General features: G+C 44.7%; 20 protein-coding genes. 11 read left to right on the top strand and 9 right to left on the bottom strand.

Going from position 1 to position 22,854, the window contains the following annotated elements:
* Positions 1-11: 11 nt before the first annotated feature.
* The 8 genes from CBX98_RS17575 (at position 12) to yegS (ending at position 8,117) form a co-directional block, all read left to right on the top strand.
* Positions 12-974: a DUF58 domain-containing protein gene (locus CBX98_RS17575; protein WP_015313118.1), complete on the top strand. Its 963-nt coding sequence runs from the start codon at positions 12-14 to the stop codon at positions 972-974.
* Positions 975-1,553: a DUF4381 domain-containing protein gene (locus tag CBX98_RS17580; RefSeq protein ID WP_109169889.1), complete on the top strand. Its 579-nt coding sequence runs from the start codon at positions 975-977 to the stop codon at positions 1,551-1,553.
* Positions 1,546-2,616, top strand: a complete 1,071-nt coding sequence (locus CBX98_RS17585; protein WP_109169890.1) for a VWA domain-containing protein — start codon at positions 1,546-1,548, stop codon at positions 2,614-2,616. The genes CBX98_RS17580 and CBX98_RS17585 overlap by 8 nt, the downstream gene beginning before the upstream one ends.
* Positions 2,609-4,339: a VWA domain-containing protein gene (locus CBX98_RS17590; RefSeq protein ID WP_109169891.1), complete on the top strand. Its 1,731-nt coding sequence runs from the start codon at positions 2,609-2,611 to the stop codon at positions 4,337-4,339. The genes CBX98_RS17585 and CBX98_RS17590 overlap by 8 nt, the downstream gene beginning before the upstream one ends.
* Positions 4,336-5,652 carry a BatD family protein gene (locus CBX98_RS17595; protein WP_109169892.1) on the top strand — a complete coding sequence of 439 codons (1,317 nt, stop codon included), beginning with the start codon at positions 4,336-4,338 and terminating at the stop codon, positions 5,650-5,652. Before CBX98_RS17590 ends, CBX98_RS17595 begins: the two co-directional genes overlap by 4 nt.
* A gap of 49 nt (positions 5,653-5,701) precedes the next feature.
* Positions 5,702-6,127, top strand: coding sequence for a bifunctional diaminohydroxyphosphoribosylaminopyrimidine deaminase/5-amino-6-(5-phosphoribosylamino)uracil reductase RibD (locus tag CBX98_RS17600; protein ID WP_005398150.1), 426 nt, complete (start codon positions 5,702-5,704; stop codon positions 6,125-6,127).
* A 173-nt stretch (positions 6,128-6,300) separates the two neighbouring features.
* The gene (locus CBX98_RS17605) at positions 6,301-7,206 is read left to right on the top strand and encodes a LysR family transcriptional regulator (protein ID WP_172605997.1); all 906 of its coding nucleotides are present in this window, start codon (positions 6,301-6,303) and stop codon (positions 7,204-7,206) included.
* An 8-nt stretch (positions 7,207-7,214) separates the two neighbouring features.
* Complete coding sequence (gene yegS / locus CBX98_RS17610; protein WP_048624961.1) at positions 7,215-8,117, top strand: lipid kinase YegS; 903 nt, start codon at positions 7,215-7,217, stop codon at positions 8,115-8,117.
* Between the two features lie 77 nt (positions 8,118-8,194).
* Here the strand turns inward: yegS and CBX98_RS17615 are convergent, their stop codons facing one another.
* From CBX98_RS17615 to CBX98_RS17630, 4 genes are all read right to left on the bottom strand, one after another.
* Positions 8,195-8,530 (bottom strand): NirD/YgiW/YdeI family stress tolerance protein, encoded by a 336-nt coding sequence (locus tag CBX98_RS17615; protein ID WP_053807720.1) that lies wholly within the window; start codon positions 8,528-8,530, stop codon positions 8,195-8,197.
* A gap of 15 nt (positions 8,531-8,545) precedes the next feature.
* Entirely contained in the window at positions 8,546-9,193 is a 648-nt protein-coding gene (locus CBX98_RS17620) for an AcfA family outer membrane beta-barrel protein (RefSeq protein ID WP_109169894.1), read from the bottom strand.
* Positions 9,194-9,358: 165 nt separating this feature from the next.
* Positions 9,359-10,972, bottom strand: coding sequence for a VRR-NUC domain-containing protein (locus CBX98_RS17625; RefSeq protein ID WP_109169895.1), 1,614 nt, complete (start codon positions 10,970-10,972; stop codon positions 9,359-9,361).
* A gap of 67 nt (positions 10,973-11,039) precedes the next feature.
* Entirely contained in the window at positions 11,040-12,272 is a 1,233-nt protein-coding gene (locus tag CBX98_RS17630) for an OFA family MFS transporter (protein WP_031780690.1), read from the bottom strand.
* A 577-nt stretch (positions 12,273-12,849) separates the two neighbouring features.
* Here CBX98_RS17630 and CBX98_RS17635 point away from each other — a divergent pair.
* Entirely contained in the window at positions 12,850-13,206 is a 357-nt protein-coding gene (locus tag CBX98_RS17635; RefSeq protein WP_005398137.1) for a hypothetical protein, read from the top strand.
* Between the two features lie 68 nt (positions 13,207-13,274).
* Here CBX98_RS17635 and CBX98_RS17640 read toward each other — a convergent pair whose 3' ends face one another.
* The 4 genes from CBX98_RS17640 to CBX98_RS17655 all read right to left on the bottom strand — a co-directional run bounded on the left by CBX98_RS17640 (position 13,275) and on the right by CBX98_RS17655 (position 18,828).
* Entirely contained in the window at positions 13,275-15,164 is a 1,890-nt protein-coding gene (locus tag CBX98_RS17640; protein ID WP_109169896.1) for a M48 family metallopeptidase, read from the bottom strand.
* The gene (locus CBX98_RS17645; protein WP_005398201.1) at positions 15,164-15,754 is read right to left on the bottom strand and encodes a LemA family protein; all 591 of its coding nucleotides are present in this window, start codon (positions 15,752-15,754) and stop codon (positions 15,164-15,166) included. The genes CBX98_RS17640 and CBX98_RS17645 overlap by 1 nt, the downstream gene beginning before the upstream one ends.
* 226 nt (positions 15,755-15,980) lie before the next feature.
* Entirely contained in the window at positions 15,981-17,348 is a 1,368-nt protein-coding gene (gene dcuC, locus CBX98_RS17650) for an anaerobic C4-dicarboxylate transporter DcuC (protein ID WP_109169897.1), read from the bottom strand.
* Positions 17,349-17,703: 355 nt separating this feature from the next.
* Positions 17,704-18,828: a fatty acid desaturase gene (locus tag CBX98_RS17655; RefSeq protein WP_109169898.1), complete on the bottom strand. Its 1,125-nt coding sequence runs from the start codon at positions 18,826-18,828 to the stop codon at positions 17,704-17,706.
* A gap of 272 nt (positions 18,829-19,100) precedes the next feature.
* On the opposite strand from CBX98_RS17655, the gene CBX98_RS17660 reads away from it, so the two are divergent.
* On the top strand, positions 19,101-19,649 hold the full coding sequence (locus CBX98_RS17660; RefSeq protein ID WP_005398196.1) for a GNAT family N-acetyltransferase: 549 nt from the start codon (positions 19,101-19,103) through the stop codon (positions 19,647-19,649).
* Between the two features lie 86 nt (positions 19,650-19,735).
* Here the strand turns inward: CBX98_RS17660 and CBX98_RS17665 are convergent, their stop codons facing one another.
* Positions 19,736-20,353 carry an HAD family phosphatase gene (locus CBX98_RS17665; protein ID WP_109169899.1) on the bottom strand — a complete coding sequence of 206 codons (618 nt, stop codon included), beginning with the start codon at positions 20,351-20,353 and terminating at the stop codon, positions 19,736-19,738.
* 367 nt (positions 20,354-20,720) lie between these two features.
* On the opposite strand from CBX98_RS17665, the gene CBX98_RS17670 reads away from it, so the two are divergent.
* Positions 20,721-22,766: a response regulator gene (locus CBX98_RS17670; protein WP_006742321.1), complete on the top strand. Its 2,046-nt coding sequence runs from the start codon at positions 20,721-20,723 to the stop codon at positions 22,764-22,766.
* Positions 22,767-22,854 lie beyond the last annotated feature (88 nt).

A 22,854-nucleotide genomic window follows, 5' to 3' on the forward strand; every position in this document is an offset into this window, starting at 1 on the left:
CGGGAGGCATTATGGCTAAGCCAACTCTTGCGCCAAAATCACAGGGGATGGATCCCCGTTTGTACTGCGATTACGCTCGTTTAGTACGTTTGCAAGCACAAGCAGAATCATTCAGTTTACTTCCTCATCTAAAAGCGGGCAGCGTACTCTCAGGCCGCCACAATTCGCTGTTTCGCGGTCGTGGATTGAACTTCGAAGAGCTGCGCCATTATCAATTGGGTGACGACATTCGTAACCTGGATTGGAAAGTCACGATGCGCACAGGCAAGCCGCACGTGCGCAGCTACACCGAAGAAAAAGATCGCAACGTGATCGTGTGTGTCGACCAGCGCAGCGCAATGTTTTTTGCTTCGACGCAAGTAATGAAATCGGTTGTCGCGGCAGAAATCGCGGCCATGTGCGGGTGGCGTGTGTTAAAAGATGGCGACCGAGTTGGTTTTGTCATCGCATCCCAACAGGCGCTGTTTCACAGCAAGGCGCAGCGTTCGCAAAACGATCTTCTGGCTCAACTTAAGCGTCTCGCTAAAGCCAATCAATCGCTCAATGTGGACTCCCGCAATTCCGAAAAAGTGACGTTCAGTCAATGGATTGAGCTCATTAAACGCATGAAGCTCAAACAATCCACATTGATTTTTATCAGCGACTGGAGCGACTGCGAGGAGCACCACCTTGATCACCTTAAACAGCTACAACAGCACAACGATGTTCTCGCAGTGATGGTCAGTGACCCATTAGAACAAGCGCTACCAGACGATTTGGCAAAATCGAAATGGGTGGTTGGTGATGGGCAGTATCAACTCAATTTAGACAGCAAAGCAAAGGTAGAAGCCGCGAGCGCAAAGCTTGAGGCTCGAACTAGCTTACAGCGTCAATCACTCTCTCAACTTATGGCGATGAAACACCTTCCGCACATCGAACTCGATACGACAGGCGAGCACATTAAACAATTTCAAAAACTGGTAGGAGGGCGTTAAATGAGTGGTCTTCCTACGCCTCCGAGTACTTACATACTCAGAGAGCTACATGATGTGGCCGTGCCACCAAGTGTGAGTTGGTATCCGCAAACTATTGGCTGGAAGATTTTAGCGGCGGTTGCGCTCATTGCACTGGTGTATGTCGCGTATCGTTTGGTTCAACAGTGGTGGTGTAACCGCTACCGACAAGAAGCTCTGTTGACGATTTCGCAAATCAAACCGAGCGACAAAGGCATGCCTAAAGCATTGTTCTCTGTGCTTAAAATTGTGTTGATTCATGTTGATAGCCGTAACGCGAAATTGTTTGATACCGCCTTTTTGCGAAAGTTCGATGCGCTATATCCGCAAACCGGAGATTCTCAAGCAAACTCGCAAGTGGTCTTTAACGATGAGCTTTCAAAGCGCTGGTTACAAAGTATTGTTGACCCAAGCGTTATACTAACCAACGAAGAGCGATTAACGCTTATTGCTCGTGCGAAAAACTGGGTGAGTGAACACCGTTGTGATGCTCAAAAAAGCGCGGCAAAGAAATCTCCATTATTGAAACGCAAAGCAAATCAGGGAGGTCAACATGAATGATCTTCTTGTATCGCTAACTGGTTTGTCTGGTTTTGAATTTGCTCACCCAATGTGGTTTCTGATTTTGCCGCTGCCATTGGTGGTGTACTACTTGGTGCCTGCATATCGCACTAAGCAAATGGCGATCAAAGTGCCGTTTTTTAGTCAGTTGGTGGAAGCGATTGGCGAGACGCCGTCAGAAGGTGCAAGCCAGTTAACCCCAAGCTGGTGGCAACGAGCAACGTTAATTCTCTCATGGCTTTTGGTGGTGTGTGCGATGGCAAAACCCACCGTGTTAGGCGAGCCTCAAGTTCGCGAGAGTTTAGGGCGCGATGTTATGGTGGTGGTGGATCTTTCGGGTTCCATGGCTGAGCCTGATTTCACCTCTCGTATAGGTGAAAAAATTTCTCGCCTTGATGCGGCGAAAGAAGTGTTGACGGAGTTTGTTCAGTCTCGTAAAGGAGACCGATTAGGCTTGGTTCTTTTTGGTGATGCCGCTTTTGTGCAAACGCCATTTACCGCAGACCAAAAAGTGTGGCTCGAACTGCTTAACCAAACCGATGTGGCGATGGCAGGGCAGAGTACCCATCTTGGTGATGCGATTGGCTTAGCGATTAAAGTTTTTGAGCAAAGCGATAAGTCGCGTGGTGCTTTAGAACAAAAGCAAAACCGTGAAAAAGTCGCGATTGTATTAACCGATGGTAATGACACGGGCAGCTTTGTCGAACCGATTGATGCGGCGAAAGTTGCGAAAGCCAAAGGCGTGCGAGTGCACGTGATTGCGATGGGCGATCCGGAAACGATAGGTGAAACCGCGTTGGATATGGAGACGATTCATCGCATTGCGAAAGAATCCGGCGGCGAAGCGTTTGAAGCTCTCAACCGTGATGAACTATCGGCTGCCTACGACGAGATTGGTAAACTGGAACCTCAACTTTACGAAAGCACCACATACCGGCCGAAACAAAGTCTTCACCATTACTTGATGGCGTTAGTGGTCATCATGCATTTATTCGCGTTCAGCGTCGCGACACTCAAAAGAAGGGCTGCAACACGATCATCATTAGGAGAGAGCGATGTTTGATTCTCTTAGTTGGACGCAATTCTTTACGCAGTTTCATTTTATTCGACCGCTGTGGTTACTGGCTTTGACCCCTATGTTTTTCTTGGTGTGGTTGCGCTGGCGAGAAGAAAGCAAACCAAGCTGGAAGGATATTCTGCCCGAACATTTACGCAATGCTTTGACGATTGGCGAGCAAGGTTGGCGTAAGCAACTGCCGCTTAAGCTCTTGATGCTGATTGTACTAATTGCCATTGTGATTTGTGCAGGCCCAACGTGGCAACGTGAATCTTCCCCCTTTGGCGAAGATAAAGCCTCTCTGCTTGTGGTGCTTGATAACAGCGACTCGATGCTGCAAAAAGATCTCCCACCAAGCCGCCTTGAGCGTTCCAAACAGAAAGTACGCGATCTGTTAGCCGCTCGAAAAGGCGGAAAAACGGGTTTAGTCGTGTTTGCGGGCAGTGCTCATGTGGCGATGCCTCTGACTCAAGACAGCAAAGTATTTGACCCATTTTTGGCGGCCATTACGCCAGAAATCATGCCCGTGCAAGGTAAGCTTGCTGAAAAAGCCTTACCGTTAATTGATCAACAATTGCAAGGTCAACCAGGCTCCACCGTTTTGTTGGTGAGCGATGGCGTGAACCCGGCCACGATTAAGCAATACCAAGCGTATTTTGAAGGTAAACCTTATCAACTGTTAATTCTTGCTGCGGGGAATACAGACATCGTGAGTAACAACCCGATGGATTTGGATTCTCTGCAAAAACTGGCCAGCCAGACCAACGGTCGATTGGTGGAAGTGACGGTCGATAACAGTGATATCGAACAACTGAATCGATACGTTGAGCGCAATATGCAGCTTAATGGCGAATCTTCAATGCCTTGGAAAGACATGGGTTATCAACTTCTGTTCCCAATCGCGTTGATCATGATGCTGTGGTTTAGAAAAGGGTGGTTAGTGCAGTGGTGCGTGATCGTAATGGTGAGCGGTACACTGTTGATGCCGACCAGTGCAATGGCGGAGAACATTTCTGTGAAAGCCGAACAGCCACAAGTTGTGCAAAAAGTGACGACCTTCGACAAGGTGGCGCAATGGTGGTGGGATTTGTGGCTGACGCCAGACCAACAAGGACAGCGTTTGTTCAACCAACAAGCGTATTTAGAAGCTGCAAAACACTTTGTCGATCCATTACGCAAAGGCACGGCGTACTACTACGCTAGCGAGTTTGAGCTCGCGCACAGTGCGTTTTTGGAAATGCAAAACGACCCGTCCGAAGAGGTTAGAGATTACGGTCTTTACAATGCGGCGAGCGCATTGGCGCGTCAGCGTGAATATTTGGCTGCTCGTGACTTGTTAAAATCCCTAGCCAGTAAGCCAACGTTGAGCGAGTCGTTAAGACCTGATGTTGAGCACAACTTGAAAGTGATTGCTGGCATCGTCGATGAGATAAATCAGATGAGTGAGAGTCAAGCAGGAACAGAGCAAGAGGCGTCAACCGAGCTAGGCGACAACCCTCAAACCGCAGAAGGAGCGGATGAACAAACGTCAGCAGAGTTGATGATTAAAGAGACGTTAAGCGCAGACGACATCATAGGTAGCCAAGAGTTAGCCGACAAGTGGCTAAAGCGAGTCGAAGCGGATCCGAAGTATTTCTTACGCGCTAAATTCCAAATTCAATTACGCTCGCCAACAACGGGTAGCTCAACTACGACAACGGAACACAATACAGAGAAGGCTGATCAATGATGATGAATGCCCATCGCGTTACCTCTTTTGCACTTCCTGTACGGATAGTGGCATGGTTAGTGGTTTGTTTGAGTCTGTTCGTAAGTCGTCACGTTTTCGCTCAGGACATTTACGATCTTCAACGCAATCATGGTGTTGAGTTGCAAGCGTGGGTTGGTCAACAACCAACGGCTGGAGAAAAGCGTAAAACGCCAAGTTTTAGTGTCAACGAGCAAGTCATTTTAACCATCGAAGTGGCAACGCCGCGCTGGTTTACGGGTGGGACGCGAATTGGCAGTATTGAAATGCCCAATGTTATCGCCAAACAGCGTAATCAGTTAGCCACTAACTTCACGGAGCACAAGGGCGGACAAACTTGGTCGCGTCAACGCTGGGAAGTGACTTTGTATCCGCAAGCATCTGGTGATTTTGTGATTCCACCTGTCGCAGTGGGCGTTCAGGTGTCAGCACCGGACGGCGAGAAGGTGTCAGGTACCCTTTACACGCAGCCGATTAAGTTCAAAACTGTCTTGCCATCGGGATTGTTGAGCGGTGACACGCCTTGGTTTTCTGCAACGCACGTAGACGTAAAACAAGAGTGGGAAACCTCCACTGAGTCACTCAAAGTTGGGGATGCAATCACGCGTAAAATCACCATTTCAGCTCAAGATTCGCTATCTGTGTTGCTACCAGACTTGTTGAAAGGAGAATCAACAACCCGTTACCAAGCGTATCCTCAACCGCACCGTCTTACAGATACGCAAACACGTGGTGATTACCAGTCAACACGCACAGAAGAGAGCGTGTACGTGATTCAACAAGGTGGTGAATTAACCCTGCCAGATTATGAGTTCCGTTGGTGGAACAGTAAGACTCAGCAAGTGGAAACGGTGGTGTTAGAGGGCAAAACATTTGCCGCGAAGCACACGTTGAAATCCTTCATCAAAACGTACTTTGCATGGATTGTTTCCACGCTTGTATTGCTGGGCTTTGTGGCTGTTTCATTGGTAGCCATTAAACGTTACTACCGCAACAGACCCACACCAACATGGTTGACGTTCCACCGTTTGTTAAAGGCTAAACGTTGGTCTGAAGCAAGGACCGTATTGTACAAACAATTGCGTTTAAATACGGCAGAGCTGGAAATGACCAAAGCCGATACGAGTGAATCGTGGCAAAAAAGTGCGTCGCGAATGCAAAATGGTGAAAATAGCGCTCATTTAATGAAGTCGATGTGGCGCAAGATCCAGACCAAACAACAACGCTTTAAATTCCGTATACCGCGAGCGTTACCAGAGCTGGACAAAGTCATTGGAAGAGATGGCAATGAATAAAACGGGGCGCTAATATAGCGCCTCGTTTTTATTAGAGAATAGATTTCAAATGAGCCAAGAGTTTATGCGCCGCGCATTGGAAGTGTCCAAAAATGCGCTTCCTGAATGTCAACCCAACCCGCCGGTTGGCTGCGTGTTAGTGAAAGACAATCAAATCGTTTCAGAAGGTCATACTCAAGCTATTGGTGGCAATCACGCGGAAGTAGAAGCGCTGAATGCATATCAAGGCTCGTTAGAATCGGTGACGGCATACGTTACGCTCGAACCGTGTTCGTTTGTAGGTCGCACGCCAGCGTGCGCGGTGACATTAGTAAAATCCGGTATTGGCAAAGTCGTCGTAGCCATGTTGGACCCAGATCCGCGCAACAGTGGTCGAGGAATCGAGATTCTAGAACAAGCGGGTATTGAGGTGGAAATTGGTTTATGCGGCGAGGAAGTCTGCGAGTTTCTTACCCCATATTTAGGCAAATCTTAATGTAAGCTTTGGCTTGCACGCTAGCTGCTCACTTATGCGGTGAATGGAGTACGTCAAAATTGAGTTAAAACTCATTAAAACAGGTCTTACCGCCCATTTCTTGTACTTGGTTACGTTAACTATCATGCTGTTAGATTAAAATAGAAAAAGTGATTTTCGAAAAATTTAATAGCATGAAACCGACCGATCTGAATCTTATCCCCATCTTTATTGCCATCTATGAAGAGGGGAATTTATCTAAAGCGGCAGCACGTCTCAGTATCACGCAGCCCGCAGTCAGCAAAGCGTTGGCACGCCTTCGTGATATTTATGACGAACCTTTATTTCATCGCTGTACCAAGGGAGTAGAACCTACCTCTTTTGCTATGGATATTTACCCTGCGCTGCTTACTTCGGTGCAAAACTTTACTTCAACTCTGACGGCTTCTAGCGAATTTGACCCTAAAGTGTCGAATCGAGTGTTTTCCATTGCTTGTGTCTCTGTTGCAAGTTTTGAGTTGCTCCCTAAAGTTATGAAACAGATCCGTGAGTTAGCACCACATATTGCTTTAGAGGTTCATCCACTCTTTACAGAAGATTTTGAAAGCGATCTGCGTTTGCAACGTTACGACTTGATCATTGATATCGCGCCAAGAGCACGAACAGTTTTAAAAGTTGAAACTGTGCTTACTGAGCGCTTGGTGGTGGTGTCTAGCGAGGAGCACCCACGCTTAAAGGACGAGATTACGGCTGAACAATTTTTTGAAGAAGAACATGTGGTGGTTTCGCAGTGGCAGAGTCGTAAGAGCTTGTTAAACGCCGATGATATTGTCGACTTGGACAAAAGAAAGGTAAAGTATCGAGCTTCTGGCGTGTTGGAAATGCTACCTGTTATCTGCGGTAGTGAATATATTGGTTTAATGCCCGAGTCGATGATCAACTTGTTCAACCACACCTATCATGTTAAATCTTTATCTATGCCATTTGATGAACAAACCTATGAGCTCTGCACAATATGGCATCCTAGTCGGACAAACGACAGTGCCCATCAATGGTTGCGATCACAGATTAAACAAGCAGGGAAAACCATCAACCAATAGGAAGTGCAATGAAGAAGACAATACGTGCCATCCTTAACGGCAAAAAAGCTGGGAACCCAGAGTTAAGAGATGCAATCATGAAAATGAGAGACAAGGGCGTCGATGTGCAAGTGCGAGTGACTTGGGAATCTCAAGACATGCCGCGCTTGGTGAAAGAAGCGGTTGATGAAGGGATTGAACGTATTGTTGTCGCTGGTGGCGATGGGACCGTCAATGAGGCGGCTTCTGCGATTATCCAAATTGAAGAAGAAAAACGCCCTGAGTTAGCCATTATCCCTCTTGGTACCGCAAATGATTTTGCCACCGCGATTCAAGTGCCAGCTTCTATCAAGGCGTCTTTATCTCTCGCCGTAGAAGGGCAGTCTGCTTTGGTCGATTGTGTCAAGGCTAACGATCGTTACTTTATTAACGTGGCAACAGCAGGGTTTGGCGCAGAAGTTACGGCAGAAACGCCTGTTGAACTTAAAAACTTTCTTGGTGGCGGCGCTTATACACTAACCGGTGTTGTAAAAGCGCTCGGCTTTAAACCTTATGACGGAACAATAACAATTGAAGGCGGGGCTTATCAGGGAGAAATGTTGCTTGGCGCTTTCTGCAATGGTCGCTTAGCTGGAGGTGGGCAAGAGTTAGCGTCGAAGGCGATGATTAATGATGGCTTGATGGATCTAACATTGGTGCGTCCATTCTTACCTCATGAGCTGCCAAAAGTTATCGAAGAGATCAATAATCCTAGCGAGAAAGGTGAGTTTGTAAAACACACAAGAGCAAGCTGGTTGGAGATAGACTTTCCAAATCCACTTCCGCTCAATTTAGATGGTGAACCATATCATTCGAGAACAATACGGTTTGATGTTCAGCCTAAGAGTATACGATTAGTCTTGCCGCAAGATTGTCCTTGCTTGACCAGCTAAACGAGTAGTTTCACGGTCCATAAACAACACAGCCTCCAATATGTGGCTGTGTTGTTTGTGTTGAGGTGTCAGGCGAATTAAAGCTTTTGAATGGTCTCTACGTCGATCTGCTTGGTTGTCCACTCTGAGTCAACTTCGCCTCGAATCGTCACTTTATCGTTTGGACCAACGTCTAGCCCCATCCAATCTTCATTGTCGATTTCCACTTCGATTTCACCAGTCTCATCTTTGAACAAGTAAGTCTCGTTACCAAGAGATTGAACAATGTGCCCGGTTAACATGACGGCGCTGTCGTCGGTTGCGTTGTGCGCCTCTTTTACCGAATTAATTACGCTTATTTCTGGACCATTAAACGCGGCGAAAGCTGAGCTTGAAAGTAGGGCAAACATGGATGCTAAAATCATTTTTTTCATTATCGTCTCCTTAAATTAGAAGTAGTAAGTTGTGCCTACGTTAAAGGATGCCGTGTTTGCGTAGCTGTCTAGTTGATATTTTGCGTTTGCACCAATGGTGAGCTGCGGGAAAATTCTGTATTCCGCACCCACTGAGAACATTGCGCCTAGCTCGTTGTTTTTCTCTGTGTTGTGGAAAAGCGTGTTGTTCATTTCCACATCGTCATTCGCGACAAGCTCATATTCTTGGTGTTTCGAAACTTTGGTGTCGTATTGCGTGTACGTTAGACCCGCTTTGAATTTTGTTGTCCATTTGTCATTTAATGCATAGTTAAACACAGGTGCCAACGACACTTGCTTGGCTTTGATTGACGCATCCCAATCCATTTCATGATGGTAATCTTTGCCATCAATTTGTTTGATACCAAGGTTCTTTGAACGATTATCATCAAGGTCAAATTGGCTGTAGCCCAACTCTAGCGCCCAGTTGTCATCGAACGCGTAACCGACAAAACCTGAGAAAATACCGTCTTCAAGCCCAGGGTTGAGTGTTACGTTGTCAGTTGAAAAGTGAGGTTCCAAATCATGGTCAGTGGTGCCTAGTCCATATTCGAGACCTACATAAGGAGCCGCAGATACCGAAACTGAGCAGGTAACAAGTAACGCAAGAAGTGTTTTGTTCATTTTATTTTTCCTCTTCAAGTCAACTTAGTGAGTAGAAGCGCATTTTGTGTGAAGAAGCGTGAAGCGATCGTGAAGAAACGAAAAAATGTTTAGAAAAAAGAGCAAGGGGCGATAACCGAGGGGCGGTTTGAGTGAACAAACACCAAGCTCTTAATATAGAGTAAGTTAAGTTGCTGCGACGTAACACACCGCAAACGGGACATTAAGGCGAGTAAACTCTTTGATCCAACGCCATTGGTTATCCTGGAGTTTATCGCCAGGGCCTTTCACTTCAATCCACTCGAACTCATTTTCTTTAAAAGCAATGAGATCCGGCATCCCATTGCGGTAAAGCTTAAGGTCGCTCAATTGTATTTTGAACAGCGCCATCAGCATATTGGTTGGGATAGTGTTGAGCGCTGTTTCGAGTAGCTCTTTACTTATTAAATTCCAATGTACAAATGGATTACTGATGCCAAACTTCTCATCGTATTTTGCCAATAACGTCTGGGTGCTGCCCGCTTCTAGTTCGGCAAAAGCGGTGTCTATCAAAGCTTGGCGCTTGGTAACAAAATCCGAGTGATATAAATCTAAAGGGCGGTGTTGATATGCGTTAATGAATGCCCCTTCAATAGGAGCAAAAATCGCATCCCAGAATGTAAGCCCCAGTAGCGAGTTGAGCAACGCATTTTCAGCGTAAAACACATTCCAGCCTAAGGACTCAAAATACGCTTTACTGGCAAGCTCGACTCGTTGTTGAGATAAATCCAGTTCAATATGGTATTCGGAGCAGAGTGGCTTTGCTACTCTTGGCATTTTCGCGCCTTGTTTTCGCTTCAACCGTTGCTCAAGTTTTTGTGCGACTTCGAGCTCAGACACATCAATTGGCGACTGCAGCATCTCTGTGACAATGTCACTAAATAAATCATCTTGGTTTAGTTTGTCATAGATACGTGCACGTCGTTCTCGGCTCGGAGCGAGCTGAGTTTGGCCAAATAGTGATAGGGCGGTCTCTAGCTCATCAATCCGTTCGTAATCACGTGCTATGTCATTCAACATGTGTTCACGTTTACGATCCACGTAATGGTGATTAACGGGCTGAGGCATTGCCTCAATTAATAAGTCGAGATTGGCTTTGTCTTTTCGATCAAATTGCCAGTACAGGTTGCTCAGTTGGCTCAGTTCAATTAAGCGGTCTATTTGCTCACGTGAATCAAAGAAACGGCGCACTTTACTCAATTGGTATTGCTCGAACTGATGTAGACCTAAGTCATCAAGCACGAACTGACTTAAGTCTTGATGGGTGTTGGCAAAAAATAGGGTGAGTAAAACGTCGATCATGTGGGCGGAATTGAGTTTGATGATCGTAAACTCAAGCTGCTCAAAACGATCAAATTCCGTGTTGCTTAAACGCTCTACAAGGGCATCTTTCTTTAATGACTTCGGTAGCTCTGGGTAAAGTGCAGAGATCTCCGGTTTCGTCAGTAAGTTAGACGCTAACTCTTGATGAGAGAGTGTGGGGGAAAGGGCCACAAACTCATGTTGACTCAATTCTGCCAGTGCTTCATTGATTGAAGGTATTTCTTGATAACACAGCTTATCACTTCGAAACCAACACCCTTTTCGGCTGTATAAACGCACCAACAGGCACTGGGCGTGTTTGCTCAAGGAATCAAACGAGCAAAGCCAAGTGTGTTCTTCCTCAGCCAGTAAATCGCTGTACCAGGTTACTGCGTGGTGAGTCAGCTTAAAGAAGTTTTCTAGATAGTAGTCTGGTGCAAGTTCGATAGGGCTTTCCATAAACGACCGATAACAAAAAAGGCTTAACCCATAGGTTAAGCCTTTTCGCTATCAAATCAATTCGCAATTATGCGTTTTTTAGCTGCGCTACTTTCGCTTCAGACAGTGGCTTAGTGATGAACGCAAGTACGATACATACTGCCATCATTGCTGAAGAAATAGTGTAAGCCAAGGTGTAGCCTTCGCCGTTCGTCATAGAGAAGCCAACAACTGCTGCGCCGATTGCACCACCGATACCCCATGCAGTGTAAAGCACACCGTAGTTAGTACCGTAGTTTTTCAAACCGTAGAACTCGGCCGTTAGAGTAGGGAATACCGCTAGAAGTGTACCGTAACCTACCGCTGCGATCGCAGTACCAATGATCAGAGTGAACTCAGAGTCGAACGTTGCGAACAACACCATGTTTACGCCTTGTAAGACGAACGCAAGTAGAAGCGTACGAACACCGCCGATTTTATCTGCAAGCATACCCGCAGCAACACGGCCGCCTGAGTTAAATACAGCAAGAATAGACGCTAGGTAAACGGCGTTTGGTAAGTTTGCTTGAACGCTTGCGATGGTCGTGATGTTACCGATGATCATTAGACCAACAGAAGCTGCGAATGCGTACATGATCCATAGAGAGTAGAACTGTGGTGTCTTCAGCATTGCTTTCCAAGTTAGGTCATCTGACTTTTTCACCGCTTTAGGTGCTTGGCCTTCTTTTACTTTCGGCTCAGCAGGTGTGTAGTCTGCTGGTGGGTTGTTGATGGTTGCTGCAAGAGGAACCGCAATCGCTAGGATACCAACACCAAGAACCATAAAGCTGGTTTGAATGCCCATGCTGTCGATCAATGATGATGTTACTGGTGCTAGGTAGATAGCCGCTAGACCAAAACCAGCCGCAATAATGCCGTTAACCATGCCTTTCTTCGAAGCGTGGAACCATTTCATTGCAGAAGGTGATAGGCATGCGTAGCCAAAACCGATACCTGCACCTGTGATCACACCGAAGGTAATGTTCAGCATGAGTGGAGTGTCAACAAAGCCAGATGCGATCATGCCTAGACCTGTAAGAACAGTACCTAGGATAAGAATCATACGCGGACCCATGCGGTCTTGAAGAATACCTGCAACAAGAAGACAGATAGAGAAAGTGATGGTTGCAGTTGCATAAGGTGCAGAAGCTTCTGCAGCACTCCAGCCTGATTCAGTTACCAGTGCCTTGTTGAATACACTCCAAGCATACAGGATGCCAAGACAAAGGTTGATACAGAACCCTGCTAACAGGATGCGCATAGCTTTATCAATCTTGCTCATTTTCATTCTCAGTTTTTCCTCTTGTTGGCAATGCCGCAAAGAGGGTTGGTTTAAAGATGTTTTTTCTCAAAATTAGTTTGCGTTTTTCAACGATTAACGCAATGAGCGCGGATTATAACCAATAAATATGTGATTGGAATCTCTTTTTGCCGTTACTGATAAAATAATTTGAAACATTAAAAGCGGATGTGAATTCATGGTTTTGTATGTGGTTGGAGTGTTATCAAAAAGTGATGATTTTTGTTGTTAGGAACGAGGAGCTAGTCAAAACAGAGAATTCAGTGCGCAGTTGGGTGCAGAGCTCACATTTCATATAAAAAATTTCAAAATGTTACCGTGTTAACTCCCTGTAACAAAAATGACTGAAATATCGTCTTGTCGCCGTAAGTATTGGATGTAAAGGGTTTCTTAAATTTAAATTGTTAACCTTTTGTAATAACTAGAGCTGATTAGGTTTTTTGTGCATTAAGTGAACAAAAAAGTCACTTGTAATTGCAGATTATAGGAGCAGAATATAGCGAAAAATGAGATTTCATTTATGAAGGGATGCTTTTTTAGACTTGTTGTGAGGTGACTTATGAAACTGTTCCTATTACTCATGGCTTCGGTATCTGCTGGTGTCGCATCTGCAGACCACATCCATTCATTTATGTTGGGTCTATCTATTGCTTCTCTAGCGGTAGGGAGCTGTTATTTCTTTGCATTCCGTAGCTCGCGCTTTCCGCAGCTTGCCTTATTCTTACTAATTTGCGGCATGCTTTCTAAGTTGACGATAACGGTTGTTGGTGTGATGTGGGGAATGTCGGCTGAATTAATTACATCTCCAATCGTCTTCGCACTTTCGTATTTATTCTTCTCTCTCGCCGTGACCTACTTATGGTTTAGTTATCGAGAGAGTATCACTAAGATCCCTGATCGATTTAAGTCAGCGTAAATCGTCAAATAAGAAAACATAATGAAAAAACGCCAGCAAAAGTGCTGGCGTTTTTGTTTAAAGCTAAGTCAGTTAGCTTGTTGTGTTTGGCTCGGTAGGGTTTGTCCTGTATTGAATGATACGGTTAGTGGCGGCTCTGGAACTTCTAAGAAGCAGGCGATTACCCTATAGAGTTCTCCTTCCGCAACGGTGACCTTTCCATCCGATTCAATCGCTAATCGACACGCTTTTACGAACAAGCGACGACTTTTCGGTTTGAGCTGCAGTAGGAGCTCTAAAGCGGCGCGATTTAGGCCCCAGTTCTTATTTGCGGGTTGTAACTCTGCATCATTAAAGCCCAAACAGGTTAGGGCGCTGCTAAATGCACGTTGAGCGTCTTCCGGTTGAGAGTGACTAACCCAAGCCAATTCGCGCAGTAGCCAAAACACACTCTCTTTTAATTGCTTTAAAGATTGGATCTGTTTTGTACATCCATACGATTCGAGTAGTTGCTTCTCCAATAAGTTGATGACACACCATTCTGCGAGTGAGTAGTGGTCATCAGTTTGAGAGAGTTCACGTAGCACCTGGCACAGTCTGTTTTTCTGACCCTCACTCAGCGATTTCAAGGCAGGGATGGAGAGTTCGAGTAATGGAAAGCGTAGATGAAGAGGCAAATCATAATCCAGCCATGGTAATAATTGTGCTTGAGACACATTTGGGATATGACTTTTTATCATCTCTCGCTGGAGTTCACTGCCATCAAATATCAAGGCAAAAGCAATAAAGCGCGCACTGTATGGTTCACGAGCGATGTCGACAAGTTCGGAAGGAAGTTGGTTAAGTAGTTGTTGACCTACTTCGCTGAGTTCTGCGGTGGTTGGTTTCTCCGGTTGTGTCGATGTCCCTGATGTGAATCCACTAACGTTATCATTCTCAAAGCTTGTCGTTGGACGATGCGAACTTTGAGAAAAACTTCCATCCCAACCAGGTTCAATTCGGCGAATCCGTTCTTCTAGTGGAGGGTGAGTAGCAAATAGGCCAGAAAAGCCGGAGAGTTTGCTTTGACCAAACATCATATGGCTCATCTCATCGCTTGCTTTTGTATTCAATGAAGAACCCGCCATATGACTACCAATTTTCTTGAGTGCACCAGCAATGCCTTGATCGTTTCGAGTAAATTGAACGGCACTGGCATCAGCGAGAAATTCACGTTGACGAGAGATTGCAGCTTTGATCATCGAGCCAAACAAGGTGCCAATCCAGCCCAGAACCAAACAGATAATCGCAATCAGCATGATAACCGCAAAGCCTTTATCGGAATCGGAAGAACTTCTTGATACGCGGCTCGTATGATGAGTGTTATCTAAGACCAAGTGTCCAAAATGTGCAATGCAAGTGATGCCAAATAGTACGCCGATAAGACGCGTATTCAAACGCATATCTCCGTTTAAGATATGGCTGAATTCATGAGCAATGACACCTTGTAGTTCATCTCGCGTGAAGCTATCCAGTGCGCCTTGTGTGACGCCGATGACGGCATCATCAATGCTCATGCCTGCTGCGAAAGCATTGATACCGCGCTCTTCCTGCATCACATAGACGGGAGGAACCGGAATGCCAGATGCAATTGCCATCTCTTCCACAACGTTGAGCAGTTGTCTATGTTTTGCATCTAAGGTGTTTGAGGAAATCAGCTTGCCGCCTATGCTCTCAGCAACACCTCGGCCTCCATTGGAGGTGAGGGCGGATAAGCGAACCATTGAACTTATCGCAACAACCAGCAATACACCGGCAAAGCACAACAAGACGTAGGTAAGTGCGGTTTCTTGATCAAAGTGTTCGCCTGTTACTCCGTAATAGATACCAATCGATAATACGCTTACCAAACCAGTGATGGTGACAACTGCTAAGGAAAACAGGAACACCAAAAGCCCAGTGCGTTGACGCGCGGTATCTTGATGGTCAAAGAAATTCATTAGAACTCAACCTTCGGGGCCGCTTGTATTTCAGCACTGTCAGAAAACTCTAACAGTTTGCCATCTTGGAATCCGAATGCGTTGGAAAACAACACTGGCGGGAACGTTTGTTTGTATGTGTTGTAGCTGGTTACCGCATCATTAAATGCTTGGCGAGCAAACGCAACTTTGTTTTCAGTGCTGGTTAATTCTTCTTGAAGCTGACTCATGGTTTCATTTGCTTTAAGCTCAGGGTAGGCTTCCACTACAACATTAAGTTTGCCCAACGCACTTTGCAGCATGCCTTCCGCTTGGTTTAGTTGGCTAATTGCCGCATCACTACCAGGCGCGTCACTGGCTGCTTTCAGGCCAGCAATTGCTTGATTACGAGCTTGGATGACACGTTCAAATGTTTCTTTTTCGTGCTCCATATAGCCTTTTGCAGTATTAACTAAGTTCGGAATCAAATCGTATCGACGTTTTAATTGAACTTCTATTTGAGCGAAGCTGTTTTTGAAACGGTTTTGTAGAGTAACGAGCTTGTTGTAGATACTGACGGCGTACACCACAATGAGCAGGACAATAACGATAAAGACAATAAATGCAGTCATAATAAATCCCATTTTCTTAATGTATTCAGTTCTTATATAAACTGTTGAGATATTAAGCAAATGCTTCTGAAGAAGCGATGTAATAACCGAGAAATATGTCACGAGTTGAGTAACGATTAAAATACATTTACAAAGCAATACAGAAAGAATAATGGCACTGGAGAGATGAAAGAAATAGGCCCAGCTAGAAGCCGGGCCTTGTCGATAAGCAATATTGGCGATGCCGTTAGGCACTCATTGGAACAAGCACCATAGTACCAATTATAACTGTGATAAGACCTGCAAGAACCGGAACGGATGTACGTTTTACAACCTCAAACGGGCTGATGTTCGCCATACCGGATGTCGCAACGATTACGCCAGACACTGGTGAGATAGTACGACCTAGGTTTGATGCTTGAAGCATCGGGATAATTAGGAACGCTGGGTTTAGTCCCATTTTAGCAGCCAAAGATGGTGCCAACTCTACAAATGCATAGAAAGGCGCGTTACCAGATCCCGTTGCAATTGCTGCTGCAACTGTCAATGCAGTAAGGATAAGCATTAAAGCAACACCGCCTGCACCTGCATTGTCTGCAAGGTGAAGTAGGTTATCGATAGCGCCGATAGACATTAGACCTTGCGCAAAAACCCCCGCTGCAACCAAAAGCATCACAACGCCTTTGAACGCGTCAGCCATGCCAGCGTAACAAGAATCTAAATCTTCCAGTGATTTCTTACCATCAAACTTATTTACAACGTAATGGATCAGAGCGCCAAGGAAAATTGAACCGACCACAATAGTGTAAATGTCTAGGCTAAGTCCTGGAATGGTACGACCGTTGAATAGGAACACGCCGATGATAGGTAGAAATGGCAGTGCCGCATAAAACGCTGGTGCATCGGCTTTGATCTCTGATACGTCAATTTTTTCCATTGGCGTATTTTCTTTCTTATCTAAGTATTTGTTCCAGAAGAAAGCCGCGGCAGCCATCACGATGATTGCGCAAATAGAAACAGGCAACACTGTTTGTACCGCAAACACATCAAGCGCCAAGCCAGATTTTTCGGCGGCGATCACCACATCACCAGAGGTTGGAGAAAGAATGATTGCCGCAGGAGATGCACAAACTGCAACCGCTGCTGGACGAGAGATCCCCATCGCGACCATCATTGGGAACAATGTCGCCATTAATAGTACGCCAAGGCCAGTTGCAGAACTTACCGCAAGAGACATCAAACACGCCACAATGTAAGCCGCTACCAAAAGGACATAAGGAGACTTGATAACAGAAAGCGGTTTAGAGAACTGTTTCACTACAACGTTATTCGCGCCGATGTGAGTCATATAGGAAGCGAAGCCACATAGCAACATGATTTGCATACCAAGGCCGCCGCCGCGGTATTGTAGCATGTATTTCACGTATTCTAGCGCGTCTGTCACCATGTTACCGGTTGAGGTGATTTTTGAGGGCAGCACGTCATGCCCCAATACGCCAGTTATAAGAAGTAAAGCAATACCAGCCGTCAGTAACACGCCCGCTGCTTTATAGCCTTTGACGATAAAGTAACCCACAGCAATGGTGACAACTAAGCCAATTAAGAGCTCTAACATAGGGATCTCCGAATGTTATGAAAAAAAGAAAGAAACTGTTTCAGTTTATGACAAGGAATTTACAGAATTCTTAACTGTGGCACGAGACAAATATGGGGCTTGCATGATCTGAGACAAATAATAATTTAATAATTAATTTCGTTAGATTGTATTGTTGGAATTTGGTTTTCTAAGTGTTGTGTGCTGGTTTGAAGCTGTTTGCAGGAAGGAAAATATGATCAGAAATTTGAATAAATAGTGAGGGAATTGATTCAAAATGAGAAAAAGAAACAACTCAGTGAGTTGGGAGAGGGTAATAATCCTTGCAACAAAAAAGCTTCGCCGAAGCGAAGCTAAATCGTAAGGATGGGTTAAGTTAAGCGTATCGGCGCACCATGAGGTTCCAACTGCGTTGTTGCCGTTCGAACTCCGCTTTGATTTGCTGATACTTTATCTTTGTCACAGAGCACTCGTATTTTTTTACCACACTGGCTGTTTTTGCACCGAGTACTTCCTTGCGCATTTCATAATATTCCTGCATGTGATGAACTAGCGCATCAAACTCGTGTTGTAACTGATCAAGAATCGTCTGCGTATTCGGTTTTGCTCCCAGTTTTTCTTTTGCTTTCTTCAAGAGTTGAGTTGCGCGAGCTTTTTCAATTCTAAATGTAGGCGTTGTGCGCAACTTAGATGTGAGTCCAAGCCAAGAACAAGACTTAATCAACCACTTGGTCGGGTCGTAATGCCACCAATACACACCATTACGATAGTCATTCTCGAAGATATGATGGAAATTGTGGTAGCCCTCACCAAATGTGAAAAACGCTAACACGCCGTTGTCGCGAGCGGTGTTTTTGTCCGTGAAAGTCTGCTTTCCCCAAACATGCGCAAGTGAGTTAATGAAAAAGGTCGTGTGGTGGCTCATAAAGACTCGAGCGGCACCAACTACTAATAACATACCCCAAATATCGCCGTAGATAATTCCAAGAGTGACCGGAAAGCCAATATTGGTGAGTAGAGCAAGTGGAACATAGTACTTATGTTGCCACATGACGATTTTGTCACGCTTTAAATCGCGGCAGTTGGTGTATTCGTTTTCCTGCGATTTGTTGTAGTCGCGTAACATCCAGCCAATGTGAGAATACCAAAAGCCTTGTTTTGCTGAGTAAGGATCTTTGTCGTTATTGTCGACATGCTTGTGGTGTACACGATGATCAGAAGACCAGTGTAATGCACTATTTTGCAAAGAAAATGCTCCTCCAATCGCAAAAATAGCACGTAAAATTGGATGAGCTTCGTATGTTTTGTGGCTCCAGAGTCGGTGATAGCCTGCTGTAATAGAAAGATTCGTAAAACTGAATGCCATCACTCCCCAAACTAGATGCTCCCAACCCAGTCCAAAATGATATGCATACCAAGGCATTACAATAAAAGTCAGAACAAAACTGGAAGAAAATATCAATGTATTCAACCAGATAATGGGTGGTTTGTTTTGAGTCACAGGTGTATTCCTAACTTTGAGCTAACAACTGTTCGCCAGAATATCAGCGTACACGTGTAAGTCAAATTAAAGTTAGACAAATGTGACTGTTCCTTTGGATGTACATTAAGGAACTTGATGGGATATTTTGCTTTTAATTGAATAATGAGTAGTATTAAAAAATGAGCTCTGGCTTAAGGTGTATAAAATCTGCCAAGAAACAAGTGTTATAAAGGTGGAATATGCCGAGACTCTATAAAGAAGTAAAAAATGTAAGAAAATAGGAATACGTAATGGATTTACGATTAGCGGAATATAAGGACTACGAGCGCATTGCGCATCTTCATGCGGATAGTTGGAAGCGTCATTACCGTGGCATTCTTAGTGATAACTATCTTGATAAAGAGGCGATTGACGACAAACTACTGATCTGGCAAACCCGTCTGACCAACCCACCATTCAACCAGCACATTGTCTTGGCGGAAGAGGGTGGTTTGTTGCTCGGCTTCGTTTGTGTGTTTGGCAACCATGATTTCGAGCGTGGAACCTTTATTGACGCACTGCATGTTGATGACAGCTACCGTGGTCGTGGTATTGGCAAGCAGCTATTACTTGCTGTCGCAGAATGGCAGCAACAGTACTTTAAAGACACTGGTCTTTATCTAGAAGTCGTATCGCAAAACATTTCTGCAATTGAATTCTACCGCCATATTGGAGGTCAAGAATGTCAAGAGCGAACTTGGCGTGCGCCAGGTGGTACAGAAGTATTGGAGAAGGTATTCCGTTGGAAGAATGCTCAGTCATTAGTTAGTGGGATAGAAGAAAACGTTATTTACTCCTAGTCTGACGTTTTAGCTTAGCAATAAGAGCAGCATCAACGCTGCTCTTTTTTGTGCCTGTCCTAAAGTTTAGTGTTTCAGTGGGCGACTTAAAAGCAAAGCCCCATGGCTTTTAGCTCTGACTCGCATTGCTGAGCATTTTCAAATTGAATGGCTTCCATGCCTACCGCTCGGGCCCCTTCGACGTTGTATGGCATATCATCAAGAAATACCGTTTCCTTAGCCTGAAGCTGATATGTTGAAAGTAGGGCTTGGTAGATCTCAGCTTGTGGCTTTAGTAACTGCACTTCAGAAGAGATGATTGCACCGTCAAACAGCGGCCAGAATTCATAGGTAGCACGAAGATGCTCAACAATTTCGTTGACGTTGTCTGTGAGCGCATAAACGCTATATCCTGCACTTTTTATTCTTTTTAGCAGTTCGACACTGCCGTAAAGTAATATTTGTGTATGTTTTACGTAGTAAAAAAAGCGGTCCATTTCTTCCGCTGTCACTTTGTGCTCACGTTGATAGCACAGTTTGGCTTCCTCTTCGGAAATGATTCCTTTGTTTAAGTCTTTCCAGATTTGTGATGAAAACAGCAACTGGGCCATTTTTTTCGCTTCTACTGCGTGACCAAATGTTAAGCGAACAATCTCTACCGGAGACCAGCGTACTAATACATTTCCCACATCAAAAATTACGTTTTTTATTTGTAAAGGTTCCATAACACACCTCGAGCCAATTGTTCATCACCGCGTTACATCCACAGTGAGTGCTGTCGTTAAATCTTTGGAAGTTCGAGCCAAAGGCGCTGTTTAAATGTCTCGAACGTACATGAGATTAACATCCCTTAGGATACAACGCGATTATCGCAAAATTACACTAAACTATATGCAACTTCATTTATTTGGTTGTAAATCAAGTGTCTCTATCTTAAAAGATTGAAATTAAAGACAAGCGTCGCGAAATATTTGCGCCATTTCGCGCTGCTTATAAGCGTTAAGTAATATATAATTACTTAATAATAAAACGATAAGAATGAATGCAAATCACACTATTGGGACGTCAGGCGGAGTAGGCAAAATAGATAATATGGACTCGATACGTAAGGTTTATCAATATGCAGAACCCAACCTGACTCTCGTTGGTTGGATGGGGTTTCTTGGCTTTCCGCTGTACTACTTTGTTTGGGATTTTGTTTTCCCACAGGCTTATGAAAACTTGCCGCTCAGATTGTTTTGTTCACTATTGTTCTTTGGCATCATTTTTAGAAATCGCCTGTCGTCAACGTGGCGAAAATATATCCATATTTACTACCAAGTGACGATAACGATCTGCTTACCGTTTTTCTTTTTCTATATGTTACTGATGAATGATTGGTCCAATGTTTGGGTCATGTCCTTTATGTCCGCGATTTTCTTGCACATTCTATTGGTTCATGTCACAAGAGTTATGTTCGCTCAAACCTTTGCCGGAATAGGTTTAGCGACATTCTTTGCTTGGGTGGCGAAAGGGTTTCATCTCGATTTAACAATGGACTGGACGCATGTGCCAATCTTTCTCTTTATTTATGTATTTGGCAATTTATTCTACTTTCGGAACCAAGTAGAGCACGAAGCGAAAGTGTCGTTGGCCAAGTCATTCGGGGCCGGAATTGCGCATGAAATGCGTAACCCTTTAAGTGGCCTTTGCACGTCAATCGATGTTATCCAATCAGTCTTACCCAGTAAAAAAGAAGCCGAGAAAGACCAATATCTGATGAGCGGAGAGGATGTCACCCTGCTGCGCGAAGTTAGTGAGGATGCGATGAACATCATCCAGTCGGGCAACGAGACGATAGATTTACTTTTGACATCGATAGACGAAAACCGTGTCTCGCGATCCAGTTTCCAAAAGCATTCTGCTCACTCAGTGGTTGAAAAAGCGATTGAAAGCTTTAGTTATAAGCGTGCGACGGATCGCTTTGCTATATCCCTAGATGCGAGAAGTGAGTTTGATTTTCTTGGTAGCGATACCTTACTCAAATACGTTATGTATAACCTTTTCAAGAACGCCTTCCATCATCGCACATCTGAAGATTTCCACATACATGTCTCCATGACGAGTACGGAGCACTCAAACCAAATCGTTGTAACCGATAATGGTGCAGGCATTGCTCCTGATGTCCTACGTAATATATTTCAGGACTTTTACACAACTGGTAAGTCAGGCAGCTATGGTTTGGGTTTGCCATTTTGTAAAAAAGTGATGCGTTCTTTTGGAGGTAACATTGAATGCCAGTCTCAGCTAGGTGAGTGGTCTCAGTTCACGTTAACTTTCCCGCCGATCACATCTGATATCGTGACTGAAATTAAAAACGATTTGACCAAACTCAAAACCATCCTAACGGTGACTAATCAAGATATTCTTGTGTCGAAAGTGACGGACATTAGCCGTTTTATGGGTTTTGAATCAACGATCTTAGATGTTAATCAAGTGCTCAAAAAGAAAGAGTATGAGTTCGAATTCGACCTGATTTTTATCGATCTTGAGAGCTTGGATGCAAGAGCAAACCAATTGGATAGATTAGAATCTCTTTTGTCTTTCACGGAAGCTCGTATCGTTTATCTTTTTGAGCATCACCCGACACAGAGAGCATGCAAAGCGGCATATGAGCCTATTTGGGTCGAGACTCAAGCCTGGTTATTGAATACTAAGCCAACCATTGACCGTCTCTTGTATGATTCAAGCTATGTATCGACACCAACGGCCTCAGTGGCTTTGGATACGTCAAATAAGCGGACAATTATGGTCGTGGATGATAACGAATCTTTGCGAAAATTTACCGCGATGTTACTCGAAAAGCAGGGCTTTGAAGTGATTCAGAAAGAAGACGGGCAGCAAGCACTGGATACATTAGAGCAAGAGAACGTTGACCTCATTCTTATGGATATCGAGATGCCCATCATGGATGGTGTAGAAGCTTCAAGGCGAATTCGAAGCTCGGATAAAAACTATGCGTCGGTACCTATTATTGCGCATACTGGGGATAGCTCACCTGTTACGCTGGACAAAATAGGCTCTTCTGGCATGTCTGACTTTATCGTGAAACCAGCGGATAAAAATCGCTTATTCGACAAAATCGCAAACTGGATTTAATCACTCGCAACTGTGTTATCTCGAGACGAGTTGATCATAACGCGAATACGGATAAAGAGCTCAGCAAAACGGCTGAGCTCTTTATTTT

This window comes from Vibrio sp. T9 (assembly GCF_003123985.1).
Lineage (GTDB): Bacteria > Pseudomonadota > Gammaproteobacteria > Enterobacterales > Vibrionaceae > Vibrio > Vibrio diabolicus.